The 13,211-nt window shown below is 67.3% G+C and carries 10 protein-coding genes; 8 read left to right on the top strand and 2 right to left on the bottom strand.

Annotation, left to right across the window (positions count from 1 at the left end; all coding sequences use genetic code 11):
- From O5M90_RS05185 to O5M90_RS05150, 8 genes are all read left to right on the top strand, one after another.
- Positions 1–1,689 carry an MFS transporter gene (locus O5M90_RS05185; protein WP_262970511.1) on the top strand — a complete coding sequence of 563 codons (1,689 nt, stop codon included), beginning with the start codon at positions 1–3 and terminating at the stop codon, positions 1,687–1,689.
- Between the two features lie 118 nt (positions 1,690–1,807).
- Positions 1,808–3,208 (top strand): IS1182 family transposase, encoded by a 1,401-nt coding sequence (locus O5M90_RS05180; protein ID WP_262968893.1) that lies wholly within the window; start codon positions 1,808–1,810, stop codon positions 3,206–3,208.
- Positions 3,209–3,415: 207 nt separating this feature from the next.
- Positions 3,416–4,462 carry a LacI family DNA-binding transcriptional regulator gene (locus O5M90_RS05175; protein WP_269840239.1) on the top strand — a complete coding sequence of 349 codons (1,047 nt, stop codon included), beginning with the start codon at positions 3,416–3,418 and terminating at the stop codon, positions 4,460–4,462.
- A 211-nt stretch (positions 4,463–4,673) separates the two neighbouring features.
- Positions 4,674–6,950: a TonB-dependent receptor gene (locus O5M90_RS05170; protein WP_269840238.1), complete on the top strand. Its 2,277-nt coding sequence runs from the start codon at positions 4,674–4,676 to the stop codon at positions 6,948–6,950.
- Positions 6,951–6,961: 11 nt separating this feature from the next.
- Complete coding sequence (locus tag O5M90_RS05165) at positions 6,962–7,942, top strand: PfkB family carbohydrate kinase (RefSeq protein WP_440401847.1); 981 nt, start codon at positions 6,962–6,964, stop codon at positions 7,940–7,942.
- A complete protein-coding gene (locus O5M90_RS05160) occupies positions 7,939–9,267 on the top strand; it encodes an MFS transporter (protein WP_262970516.1) in 1,329 nt (442 codons plus the stop codon). The genes O5M90_RS05165 and O5M90_RS05160 overlap by 4 nt, the downstream gene beginning before the upstream one ends.
- Positions 9,264–10,757: a sucrose phosphorylase gene (gene gtfA, locus O5M90_RS05155; RefSeq protein WP_440401846.1), complete on the top strand. Its 1,494-nt coding sequence runs from the start codon at positions 9,264–9,266 to the stop codon at positions 10,755–10,757. The genes O5M90_RS05160 and gtfA overlap by 4 nt, the downstream gene beginning before the upstream one ends.
- A gap of 62 nt (positions 10,758–10,819) precedes the next feature.
- Positions 10,820–10,975, top strand: a complete 156-nt coding sequence (locus tag O5M90_RS05150) for a hypothetical protein (protein ID WP_171018177.1) — start codon at positions 10,820–10,822, stop codon at positions 10,973–10,975.
- Positions 10,976–10,999: 24 nt separating this feature from the next.
- Here the strand turns inward: O5M90_RS05150 and O5M90_RS05145 are convergent, their stop codons facing one another.
- Together O5M90_RS05145 and O5M90_RS05140 are read right to left on the bottom strand one after the other, a co-directional pair.
- Positions 11,000–12,571, bottom strand: coding sequence for a sensor histidine kinase (locus O5M90_RS05145; RefSeq protein ID WP_262970517.1), 1,572 nt, complete (start codon positions 12,569–12,571; stop codon positions 11,000–11,002).
- 104 nt (positions 12,572–12,675) lie between these two features.
- The gene (locus tag O5M90_RS05140; protein ID WP_171018178.1) at positions 12,676–13,146 is read right to left on the bottom strand and encodes an Lrp/AsnC family transcriptional regulator; all 471 of its coding nucleotides are present in this window, start codon (positions 13,144–13,146) and stop codon (positions 12,676–12,678) included.
- Positions 13,147–13,211 lie beyond the last annotated feature (65 nt).

Here is a 13,211-nt window from a genome sequence, read left to right as displayed (position 1 = left end):
ATGGCCACTGCAAGCGCAGTATCGACCGCCAAGACACCGATGACCCGGGAGGAGAAGAAGGTCATCTTCGCCTCCTCACTGGGCACGGTGTTCGAGTGGTACGACTTCTATCTCTATGGCTCGCTGGCGGCCATCATCGCCAAGCAGTTCTTCTCGGGCCTGGATCCGCAGGCGGCCTTCATCGCCTCGCTGATGGCTTTTGCCGCCGGCTTCATCGTGCGCCCCTTCGGCGCGCTGGTGTTCGGCCGGCTGGGCGACATGATCGGCCGCAAGTACACCTTCCTGGTGACCATCCTGATCATGGGCCTGTCGACCTTCATCGTCGGCATCCTGCCCACCTACGCCACCATCGGCGTGGCCGCCCCGGTGATCCTGGTCCTGCTGCGCATGCTGCAGGGTCTGGCGCTGGGCGGTGAGTACGGCGGTGCCGCCACCTATGTGGCCGAGCATGCGCCGCAGGGCAAGCGTGGCGCCTACACCTCCTGGATCCAGACCACCGCGACCCTGGGCCTGTTCCTGTCGCTGATGGTGATCCTGGGCACCCGCACCCTGATCGGCGAGGAAGCCTTTGCCGACTGGGGCTGGCGCGTGCCCTTCATCCTCTCGGTCGTGATGCTGGCCATCAGCGTCTGGATCCGCTTGTCGATGAACGAGTCGCCGGCCTTCCAGAAGATGAAGTCCGAGGGCAAGACCTCGAAGGCGCCGCTGTCCGAGTCCTTCGGCCAGTGGAAGAACCTGAAGATCGTGCTGCTGGCGCTGTTCGGCCTGGTCGCCGGCCAGGGCGTGGTCTGGTATTCGGGCCAGTTCTATGCGCTGTTCTTCCTGACCAGCGTGCTGAAGGTGGACGGCTCGACGGCCAATGTGATGGTGGCGGTCTCGCTGATCATCGGCACGCCCTTCTTCCTGCTGTTCGGCACGCTGTCTGACAAGATCGGCCGCAAGCCCATCATCATGGCCGGCCTGCTGCTGGCCATCGTGACCTACTTCCCGCTGTTCAAGGCGCTGACCGCCGCCGCCAACCCCGACCTGGCCCGCGCCCAGGCGACGGCCCAGATCGTCGTGACGGTGGATCCGGCCGCCTGCTCCTTCCAGGGCAGCCCGGTCGCCAAGGAAGTGGACTTCGCCAGCTCCTGCGACATCGCCAAGCGTGCGCTGGCACAGTCGGCCGCCAGCTACGAGACGGTTGCAGGCCCGGCCGGCACCGTCGCCAGCATCAAGATCGGCGACAAGGTCGTCAGCTCGCTGAACGCCACCCGCACCGCCGACGGCTACAGCTTCGACGACGCCAGCAAGAAGAACATCGCCGCCTTCAAGAAGGAGTTGGCCGATGCGCTGAAGGCCGCCGGCTACCCGCCCAAGGCCGATCCGGCCAAGGTCAACAAGCCGCTGGTCGTGGCGATCCTGACCATTCTGGTGATCTATGTGACCATGGTCTACGGCCCGATCGCCGCGATGCTGGTCGAGATGTTCCCGACCCGCATCCGCTACACCTCGATGAGCCTGCCGTACCACATCGGCAACGGCTGGTTCGGCGGCATGCTGCCTTCGATCACCTTCGCGATGGTGGCGCAGAACGGCAATATCTATCACGGCCTCTGGTACCCGATCGTGATCGCCGGCATGAGCTTCGTGATCGGCATGATCTTCGTCAAGGAGACCAAGGACGTGGACATCTACGCCCGCGACTGAGATGGTCTGACCGTCTGAAGTGAGGAGAGCGGCCTGCGCAGTCCGTGTCAATACTCTGACGCTAAGCTGAAGGCCTGAAGACAATGCCCTGCAACGCAAGTTGCAGGGCATTGTTCTTATGGGCTACGTGCAAGGACAGAGTCGAGACCAGGGCAGCCTGTTTCCGGTGTCGCTGGACGAGTTGATCGGACCGGAGCATGTGTGCCGGGTGATCGCGGCGTTCGTGGCGCGGCTGGACCTGAAGGCGCTGGGTTTTGCTCGAGCCCACAGCAAGGCCACAGGCCGCCCGCCGTACGACCCGGCGGACCTGCTGATGTTGTACCTGTACGGCTACCTCAATCGGTTGCGCTCATCGAGGCGTCTGGAGCGGGAGTGCCAGCGCAACATCGAACTGATGTGGCTGCTGCACCGGCTCACGCCCGACCACAAGACCATTGCCGAGTTCCGTCGCTGCAACGCGCAGCCGCTACGCCGAGCCGGGGCCGAGTTCGTGCGCTTTTGCGCCGAAGCCGGTCTGATCCGCGGAGAGTGGGTGGCCGTGGACGGGACGAAGTTCCAGGCCGTGGCCAGCGGCAAGGCCATCCTGGACGAGGTCCAGCGGGCCGAACTGCAGGCCAAGCTGGAGCAGCGCATTGCGCAGTACCTGCAGGAGTTGGAGGCGGCCGACCAGCAGCAAGGCGAGGCGGAGCTGGACGCTCAGGCGCTGCGCCAGGCGCTGGCGCGGCTGCAGCTACAGCAGGCCGAGCTGGCGAAGGTGGACAGCGACAAGCAGCGCTACGTGAGCACCGAGCCCGAGGCTGTAGTGCTCAAGGGCAAGGGCCCGGGCTACAACGTACAGACCGCCGTCGACGCCGAGCATGCCCTGATCGTGGCCCACGAGGTCAACGCGCAGGCGGGTGACAACGGCTGCCTGCAGCGCATGGGCGAATCGGCGCAGCAGACCCTGGGCGGCACGGAGCTCAAGCTGGTGGCGGATGCGGGCTATGCCAATGGCGAACAGGCGCAGGCGCTGGAGGATCAAGGCGTGCGGGTGCATGTCCCCGTCAAGCGCGCGGTCAACAACCAGGGCGAGGGGGACTTGTTCGACCAAGGCCGCTTCACCTACGACGCACAGGCTGACGCCTACGTCTGCCCGGCAGACAAACTGCTGCAGCGCAAGCAGTTGCATCGGGCGGGTAAGGTCGTGATCTATGCAGCGCAGCCCGGCGATTGCGGCGCTTGCGCGATGAAGGCGCGCTGCACGCAGGCCCCACGGCGCACGCTCAGTCGCCATCTCTACGAAGAGGCATTGCAGCGCATCCACCAGCGCGCTACACCCCAGGCGATGAGGCTGCGCCGCTGCACCGTCGAACACCCGTTTGCGGCCCTGAAGTTCCACATCTTCGAGAAGCCCCGCTTCCTGATGCGAGGCCTGACGGGGGCCGGCGCGGAGATCGCGTTGGCGACACTGGCCTACAACGTCAAACGGGCACTGGCGGTGCTGGGTGGGCAGCAAATGTTGCAAAAGCTAGCTATGTGATGCCGGTGCCAGTGTTTGTTGCGGTCCGACACAAGGCTTCGGCTGTTCAGCCCACCGTCACGCAATACGCTCCAATGGACACCTCGCGCGCGCCCAAACAAAAGCGCTCCGAGAAACTCGGAGCGCTTTGCTCTTGGCGCCCTTCGCAGCCGTTTTGACACGGACTGTGCGGGCCGCTCTTTTTTTGCTGCGGCACAATCCCCGCCCATGTCCGAGCGCCCTTCAAAGAAAGCAAACAGCCCGGCCGAACAGCGCCGCCTGCAGATGGCCGATATTGCGCGGCTGGCCGGTGTCTCGGTCTCGACCGTGTCGCGCGCGCTCAACGGCAGTTCGCTGGTCAATGACGAGACGCGCACGCGCGTGGCGGAGCTCGCGCGCTCGTTGAACTACTCGATCAATCTGGGCGCGCAGAACCTGCGGCTGCAGAAGAACCGCACGGTGGCGGTGGTCCTGCCTTACGAGGCCAGCTCGCGCCAGCACATTTCCGACCCCTTCTTCCTCGCCCTGATCGGCAGCATTGCCGACGCGCTGACCGACCAGGGCTACGACATGCTGCTGTCGCGCGTCGATGCCGAGCACCTGGATCTGGCCGCGCAATTCTACGATTCCGGCAAGGCCATCGCGGTGCTGATGATCGGCCAGTGGCGTCACCACGATCAGCTCAACGCGCTGGCCGCACGCCAACTGCCGCTGGTGGTGTGGGGTGGGGCGCTGCCGCAGCAGCTGTACTGCAGCGTCGGCGGCGACAACCGCGCCGGGGGGCTGCAGGCGACCCGCCACCTGCTGGGCCTGGGCCGGCGGCGGCTGGCCTTCCTCGGCGATGCACAACTGCCCGAGGTCTGGTTGCGCCGCGAGGGCCATCACCAGGCGCTGGCCGAGGCCGGCCTGAGCCCCGATGCCGCGCTGGAGCTGGCGCTGCCCTTCGAGCCGGTCGGCGCTCGCGCGGTGCTGGAGCGCTGGCTGCCACAGATGCCGGACGTGGATGCGGTGCTCGCCTGCAGCGACCTGCTCGCGCTGCAGGCGATTCAGGTGCTGCGCGCCCAGGGCCGGCGCGTGCCCGAGGACGTGGCCGTGGTCGGCTATGACGACATGCCGCTGGCCGCCTACTGCGAGCCGCCGCTGAGCACCGTGCATCAGCCGGTGGCCGAGGCGGGCGCCGAACTGGTGGCCGCGCTGACGGCGCAGCTGCGTGGCGAACGGGCCAGCTCGCGCACCCTCGATGTCGAGCTGATCGTGCGCCGTAGCACGGTTTGACCATCGATTGCAATAAGTTCTGAATGACTGGCATTCAATGCCTGATAGTAAGCGTTTTCCCTTGTTTGCAATCGATTGCAATAAAACCAGAATGGTGCCCAACGAGACGGCAACGGTGCATCTGGCCCCAGCATGGCGCGAGCGGCCCGGCGGTCTCGAATAACAACCGGCACAAGGGCACGGGTCCCGGCCGGCACCCCACGGAGACACTATGCACAACGCCCCCATTCCCGCCCGCGCCGCGCCGCGGACCCGCCCGGTGCTGGCCGCCGTCACATTGGCCGTGCTGCAACTGCCGGCCTGGGCCCAGAGCCCGGCGGCCGCCGATGCGCCGCCGGCCGTCGACGGCCTGAAGCTCGATCAGGTCGTGATCACCGGCACCTCGACCCTGCGCAGCAAGATGCAGCAAAGCGTCTCGGTCTCCAGCATGGATGGGGAGCAGTTGCAAAAGAGCGGCGCCACCAACGCCGCCGAACTGCTGCGCGGCGTTCCCGGTCTGCGTGCCGAGTCCAGCGGTGGCGAGGGCAACGCCAATATCACGGTGCGCGGCGTGCCGCTGTCGGCCGGCGGCTCGCGCTATGTGCAGATGCAGGAGGACGGCCTGCCGGTGCTGCTGTTTGGCGACATCGCCTTCGGCACCGCCGACCAGTTCCTGCGCGTCGACTACAGCACCGACCGGCTGGAGGTGATACGCGGCGGCTCGGCCTCGACCCTGGCCTCGAACTCGCCCGGCGGCATCATCAACTTCATCAGCAAGACCGGCGCCGAAGCGGGCGGGGCGATCGGCCTGACGGCCGGTCTGGACACCCGGCTGTGGCGCATTGATGCCGACTACGGCGGCCGCCTCGGCAATGGCACGAGTTTCCATATCGGCGGCTTCCAGCGCGTCGGCGAAGGCGGCCGCCCCAGCGGCCGGACGCTGGAGCAGGGCGGGCAGATCAAGGCCAGCATCACCCAGAAGATCGATGCCGGCTATCTGCGCCTGAGTCTGAAGGCGCTGAACGACCGCACGCCATCCTTCATGCCGGTGCCGGTGACCGTCAGCAACGGCACTATCCGCACCATCCCCGGCATCGACCCGCGCACGGCCTTCTTCCTCACCGCCAGCCTGCCCAGCGACACCGGCTACAACAAGGACGGCGGCCTCAGCACCAGCCAGACCCGCGACGGCCTGCGCGTCAAGAGCCTGGCGCTCGGCTTCGAGGCCGGCCTGGATCTGGGAGGCGGCCTGCGCATCGACGAGAAGTTCCGCACGGCCAGCAACTCGGGCCGCTTCATGGCGCTGTTCCCCGCCGACAACGGTGGCAACGGAGCGGCCGCCTCTTTCACCGGCACCTTGTTCAACAGCGCGCTCGACAACTTCGACAACACCTTCAACGATCTCAAGCTCAGCCAGGTGCTGCAGCTCGGCACGGCCAAGACCACCCTGGTCGGCGGTCTGTTCTATGGCCGCCAGACGGTGGCGCAGACATGGTTCTGGAACCAGTACAAGCTGACGATGGACGGCGAGAACGCCCAGGTGGTGGATGCCAACGGCCAGCCCAGCAGCGCACCGGTGGCACTGGGCTGGACCACCTGGGGCGGCTGCTGTGTGCGCAACTGGGATGTCGACTACACCGAGACTTCGCCCTATGCGGCGGCCACCGTCGAGCTCGGTGCGCTGATCCTGGACGTCAGCCTGCGGCGTGACGAGCAGAAGGCGCGCGGCTACACGCTGGCCGGCAACAATGTGACGCAAACCTGGGATGAGGCCAGCCGCAAGAACATCCGCTACAAGCTCAGTCACAACGCCTATTCGCTGGGCGCCAACTACGCGATCGGCCGCAATCTGGCCGCCTTCGGCCGCATCAGCAAGGGCGCGGCCTTCAGCGCCGACCGCCTGCTCTATGGCAATCCGCTGGATGGCTCGGTGCCGATCAGCATCAACGAGATCGATCAGTTCGAGGGCGGCATCAAATGGCGTGCCCAGGGGCTGAGCCTGTTCGCGACGCTGTTCAGCGCCCGCACCAAGGAAAGCAACTACGAGCTCACGACGCAGACCTTCAGCGCCAACAAATACGAGGCCAGCGGCCTGGAGCTGGAGGCTGCCTATGCGCAGGGCAATTTCCGCATCAACGGCGGCGCCACCCTGACCGACGCCAAGATCAAGGCCTCCAGCGATGCGGCCGCGGTCGGCCGGCAGCCGCGCCGCCAGGCCCGCTTCGTCTATCAGCTGGCGCCGAGCTACAGCTTTGGCGATCTGGAGCTCGGCGCGACCCTGATCGGCTCCGGCAAGTCCTATGGCGATGATGCCAATACCATACGGATGAAGGGCTACACCCTGGTCAATGCCTTCGTGAACTACCAGTTCAACGAGCAGACCCTGCTCTCGGTCTCGGCCAACAATCTCTTCGACAAGCTGGCCTATACCGAGATCGAGGGCGACGGGCATGCCGCGCGGGCCTTCAACGGGCGTACGCTGCGCGCCACACTGAAGTACAGCTTCTGAACGCCGCAGACATGCCCATCCTGACCGCAGACCTGGCCCGCGTGGCTGTCGTTGTCGCCGGCGAAGCGCTGGTGGATGAATTCCACGATCGCCAGGTGGCGGGCGGCGCCCCCTTCAATCTGGCACGTTCGCTGGCCGCCTTGCTGGGCGGGGATCGCGTGCTGCTGCTGACCCGCGTGGGCGCGGGCGATGCCGGTGCCCGGGCCGTCCTCGCCAGCCTGGCGCGCTTCGGCATGGGCCTGGCGGGTGTGCAGCAGGATGCGAGCCGGCCGACCGGCCGGGTCACGGTCAGCGAGACCGAGGGCGGCCACAGCTTTCATATCCATGCGCCCGCGGCCTGGGACTTCATCGAGCCGGCGCCGGCCCTGCTGACGGCGCTGCACGCGCGCTTCTTCTGCTTCGGCACGCTGGCCCTGCGGGGCGAACGCTCGCGCCTGAGCATTCTTGAGCAGGCCCGGACGGTGAGGGCGCTGGGCGGCCTGGTCTATCTGGACCTGAACCTGCGCCGCGGCACCGACACGCCCGAGCTGGCCGCGCTCTCGCTGGCCGGGGCCGATTGGCTCAAGGTCAACGACGAGGAGCTGGATCGCTTGCTGGGCTGGTTTGGCGCGCCGGCCGGGCCGGCCCCGGACCCGCTGGGGCCGGCCGCAGCGCTGGGCGACGCGGTACGCGGCCTGATGCAGCGCTTCGGCCTGCAGCGCCTGATCCTGACCCGGGGCGCGGCCGGCTATGCGGCCTTCGATGCCGAGGGAGGCTTGCTGGCCGAGGGCGCCGGCGTGGCCGTGCCCCGGCTGGCCGACACGGTGGGCGCCGGCGACGGCTTCTCGGCCATGCTGATGGCGGCCACGCTGAGCGGCCTGCCGCCGGACCGCGCGCTGGCGCTGGCCAACGGCTATGCGGCGGCGCTGTGCGGCCAGCGCGGCCCGATTCCCGATGACGATGCCTTCTTCCTGCCATGGCGGCAGCGTCTGGGCCAGGGGGCGTGCGCATGAGCCTCATCAAACCACGCCTGACGTTCTGGCAGATCGTCAATATGAACATCGGCTTCTTCGGCATCCAGTTCAGCTTCGGTCTGCAGCAGAGCAATATGAGCCCGATCTACCAGTATCTGGGCGCCGACGAGGCCAGCCTGCCGCTGCTGTGGCTGGCCGGGCCGATGACGGGCCTGCTGGTGCAGCCGCTGGTCGGGGCTTTCAGCGACCGCACCGTGACCCGCTGGGGCCGGCGCACACCGTACTTCCTGATCGGTGCGCTGCTGTGCAGCCTGGGCCTGCTGGTGATGCCCTTCAGTCCGACCCTGTGGTTCGCCGCCGGGCTGCTGTGGATACTCGATGCGGCCAACAACGTGACGATGGAGCCTTACCGCGCCTATGTCTCCGACCGCCTGGACCGCAGCCAGCACTCGCTGGGCTTTCTGACGCAGAGCGCCTTCACCGGGCTGGCCCAGACGCTGGCCTATCTGGCGCCGACCCTGCTGGTGCTGCTGGGCATGGACAAGGACGCCCTGGCCGGCAACAACATCCCGCGCATCACCGTGGCGGCCTTCATGATAGGAGCGCTGTTCTCGGTCACGACGGTCTGGTGGTCGGTGCGCACCGTGCCCGAGCTGGCGCTGCCGGCCGAGGAGATCGCGAGGCTGCGCGGCCAGCCGCGCGGCCTGGCTGCGGCGCTGTCCGAGATCTGGGATGCGCTGCGCGAGATGCCGCGGGCCATGCGCCAGCTGTGGTGGATGAAGCTGTTCCAGTGGTACGCGATGATGTGCTATTGGATCTACATCGTGCCCTCGCTGGCGCTGACGATGTTTGGCAGCAGCGACCCGCTGTCGCAGGGCTTTCGCGATGCCGGTCTGCTGAACGGCCAGATCGGCGGCTTCTACAACTTCGTGGCCTTTCTCGCGGCCTTTGCGATGGTGCCGTTCACGCGCCGCTTCGGCCCCAAGCGCGTGCACGCGCTGTGCCTAGTGCTGGCCGGCATCGGGCTGTGGACGATCCCGGAAATTCAGAACCGCTGGCTGCTGCTGCTGCCCATGCTGGGCGTGGGCCTGGCCTGGGCCAGCATCATGGGCAACCCCTATGTGCTGCTGGCCGGCAGCATCCCACCGGAGCGCGCCGGGGTCTATATGGGCATCTTCAATATGTTCATCGTGATCCCGATGCTGATCCAGATGCTGACGCTGCCGCTGATCTATCGCAGTCTGCTCGCCGGCCAGCCCGACAACGTGATCCGCCTGGCCGGCGCGCTGCTGGTGTGCGCCGCCATCGCGGTGCTGCGCGTGCAGACCTCGCCGGCCGAACCAAAAACCGCTTCAAACCGATGAAAAACCAAGTCCAACTGATTACCTATGTCGACCGCCTCGGCGGCCGGCTCGATGGCCGCGACCTGCAGCGCCTGCGCGCGCTGCTGGCGCCCGGCGGCGCGCTGGGCGGGCTGTTCGGTGGCGTGCACCTGCTGCCCTTCTTCCATGCGATCGATGGTGCCGACGCCGGCTTCGATCCGATCGATCACACCCGGGTCGACCCCCGCCTGGGTGACTGGACCGACATCAAGGCACTGACCGAGGTGATGGACGTGATGGGCGATGTGATCGTCAACCATATGTCCAGCGCCTCGCCGCAGTTCCTCGACTATTCGGCGCGCGGTGATGCCTCACCCTATGCCGGCCTGTTCCTGAGCCTGGATGCGGTGTTCCCGCAGGGCGCCAGCGAGGCGGATCTGCTGGCCGTTTACCGGCCGCGCCCGGGCCTGCCGCTGAGCACGGTCACGCTGCAGAACGGCCAGAAGAAAGTCCTCTGGACCACCTTCACCGCGGCCCAGATCGACATTGCCGTGCACCATCCCCAGGGCCGGGCCTACCTGGACAGCATCCTGCAGACCTTTGCCGGCAACGGCGTGCGCATGGTGCGGCTGGATGCGGTCGGCTATGCGATCAAGAAGGCCGGTGCCAGCTGCTTCATGATGCCGCAGACCTTCGACTTTATTGCCGAGTTTGCCGGCCGCGCACGCGCGCTGGGCATCGAGGTGCTGGTCGAGATCCACGCCCACTACCGGCGCCAGATCGAGATCGCCGCCCGGGTCGACTGGGTCTACGACTTCGCGCTGCCGCCGCTGATACTGCATGCCTTCTTCTTCGGCACGGCCGCGCCGCTGCGGCGCTGGATCGCCCTGCGGCCGAGCAATGCGCTGACGGTGCTGGACACGCATGACGGCATCGGCATCATCGACATCGGTGCCGAGGCCGGCGACCGGGAGGGGCAGCCGGGTCTGGTGCCACCGGCGGAGCTGGACGCGCTGGTCGAACGCATCCATCTCAACAGCGGCGGCACCAGCCGCCAGGCCACCGGTGCGGCCGCCTCCAATCTGGACCTCTACCAGGTCAACTGCAGCTACTACGACGCGCTGGGCCGCGACGACACGCGCTACCTGCTGGCCCGCGCGCTGCAGTTCTTCCTGCCCGGTGTGCCGCAGGTCTACTACGTCGGCCTGCTGGCCGGCCACAACGACATGGCGCTGCTGGCGCGCAGCGGGGTCGGGCGCGACATCAACCGCCATCGCTACGATGAGGCCGAGATCGCCGCCGATCTGCAGCGCCCGGTCGTGCAGCGCCTGCTGGCGCTGATACGGCTGCGCAACAGCCACCCGGCCTTCGGCGGCAGCTTCGACTGCAGCGGTGACGATCAAGACCTGACCCTGCGCTGGCGTGCCGACGGCGTCCATGAGGCCAGCCTGCATGTCAACTTCCAGACCCTTGAGCACCAGCTGCGCTGCAGCGACGGGCAGGGCGGCTGGCAGCAGTGGCCATGGGACTGAACTCAGCTGGCTGTCAGCAAAGCCCGCAAGAATCGTCTCGTTCATCAACAGAGGATTGAGACATGTGGAAGATCATTGCCGGCTTCGCCGCCTTCGCCGCGCTCGCGCTTTTCATCCTGAGCCAGGGAGGCGACATTGATCTGGGCGGCGAGAAGCACGACATCGGCGCGCACAGCGAGGCGGTAGCCGAGCCGGCCTCGGCCGCCGCTTCGCGCTGAAACGCTGATCCGCCTAACCCAGGATCAGGCGCCTTCGACGGCCGCGCGCTGCGGGGCCAGCCGGGGCAGGCGGATCACGGTGCGGGTGCCGGCACCGACCGTGCTGAGGACCTCGATCTGGCCGCCCAGCACATTGGTGACGATGTTGTGCACGATATGCATGCCCAGGCCCGAGCCGCCGGTGCCCAGCTTGGTCGTGAAGAAGGGGTCGAAGATGCGGCGGCGCACCGACTCGTCCATGCCGACGCCGTCGTCGACCACCAGCAGCTCCACCATCTCGGCGTCCAGCGTGCGGCAGCTGACCTGCACCAGCCCGGTCTCGCGGCCCTCGAAGCCGTGCACCAGCGCGTTCATCAGCAGATTGGTCAGCACCTGGCCGAGCGCGCCCGGATAGGAGTTCATCGCGGCACCCGTGCACAAATCGGTGCGGATCGCATAGGGCGTGTGCTTGAAGCTGGGCTCCACCATCACCAGCACATCCTCGACCACCTGGGCCAGATCGAAGTCGCGGCGCGAGTCGGTGGTCTGGTCGATCGCGACCTGCTTGAAATCGCGCACCAGATCGGCCGCCTTCTGCACATTGCGCTGCAGGATGTCCTGGCCGCGCCGGGTGTCGCGCGCCAGCTCTTCGAGCAGGCTGCGCCGCATCGGCACGCTGTTGCTGAGCATGGCCTCGAGCTTGCCCCAGCGGTCTTCCAGCGCCGAGACGACGGTCAGCGCATTGCCCAGCGGCGTGTTCAGCTCATGCGCGACGCCGGCCACCAAGCGACCGAGCGAGGCCAGCTTCTCCGACTCGACCAGCTCGCGCTGCGCGGTCTTCAGGTTCGCCATCGCCTGGGTCAGCTCGGTATTGGCCGCCGTCAGCTCGGCGGTGCGCTGGGCCACCTGGTATTCCAGCGTGCTGGCATGCTGGCGCAGCTCGTCGAAGGCCGCCAGCAGGGCCTGGCGCATGCGCTCCATCGCCTTGCCGACGCGGGCGATCTCGTCGTCGCGGCCCATGTCCAGGGTCTGCTCCAGCGGCTGGTCGAGCTTGCCGGCGGCCAGCTTGGCGGCCGCCTGGCTGAGCCGGTTCATCGGCTGCAGCACGCGGCGCTGCATCACGATCAGGATCAGCGCCAGCGACAGCGTCAGTGTCAGGCCGCTGCGCAGCAGGCTTTGCAGCATGTCGGCGCGCTTGCGTTCCAGCAGCGGCGCGGCGCTCATCGTCACGGTGATCTGGGCGATCTCGCGGCCGTCGCGCAGCACCGGCCGGGTCTGGCTCAGCGTCAGGCTGCGGTCCGCGACCTCGCGCTGGAACTCGGCAAAAGGCTTGGGCGAGGAGGGCTCGATCACCAGCACCGCGACAAAGCGCGGGTCGTCGACCTGGGCCTTGATCATCGGCTCGGCCAGATCGGGCGAGACCTGCCAGATCGGCTCCGACAACGACAGCGCCAGGATCTCGACCACGCGCGACAGATCGCGCCTGAGGTCCTCCATCGCCTCCCGGCGCGTCGCATTGCTCTCGAACAGCAGCACCGCGCCGGTGGGCACCAGCAGGCCGGCTACCAGGGCCATCACGACGGCATTGCGCAGCGATGACTTGGCCAGGCGTATCAAGGCTGCAGCCTCTCGATGGGCATCAGGACGGCGAGGCCCGGACCACCGGTTGTGCCTGGAGCATGGGCGCGTGACATGGGGCGATTATGTGGGAAACAAGGGGGTCAGGGCTTGCCCTGAGCCGCACAGGGCTGCAGGCCGCGCCGCGGGATCGGTGTGCTCATCACGATGGCGGTGCGGGTCTCGCCGTAGGCGTTGATGCGGGCAATCAGGGCCTCCAGTTCCGCCATGCCGGGCGCGACGACCGTCATCACATAGGAGTCGGCGCCGGTCACATGGTGGCACTCCAGCACCTCGGCCATGGTCCTGAGCTTGGCCAGCAGCTTGGCCTTGGCCGGCTGGGCCGCGGTGATGCCGATGATGGCGCGCACCGCGTAGCCGACGGCCAGCGGGTCCAGCTCGGCATGGATGCCGCTGATCACGCCGGCCTCCTGCAGGCGCCGCAGGCGCTCGGCGGTGGCCGGGATCGACAGGCCGGTCGCGGCCGCCAGCGTCTTCAGCGGCGCTCGGCCATCGGATTGCAAGGCCTGCAGCAGCAGCCAGGCTTTCTCATCGAGTTGCAAGGAAACACCCATGCTGACCTTAAAAATTGTCGGTGTCGCCGCGAGTCCGCCTGAATTTGCGGCTTGGTCGTCGCCTG

The sequence above is a fragment of the Paucibacter sp. M5-1 genome, from assembly GCF_027498415.2.
Classification (GTDB): Bacteria; Pseudomonadota; Gammaproteobacteria; order Burkholderiales; family Burkholderiaceae_C; genus Roseateles_E.
Note: the sequence above shows the minus strand (reverse complement) of the source record. Positions and strands in the feature narration are given on the sequence as shown.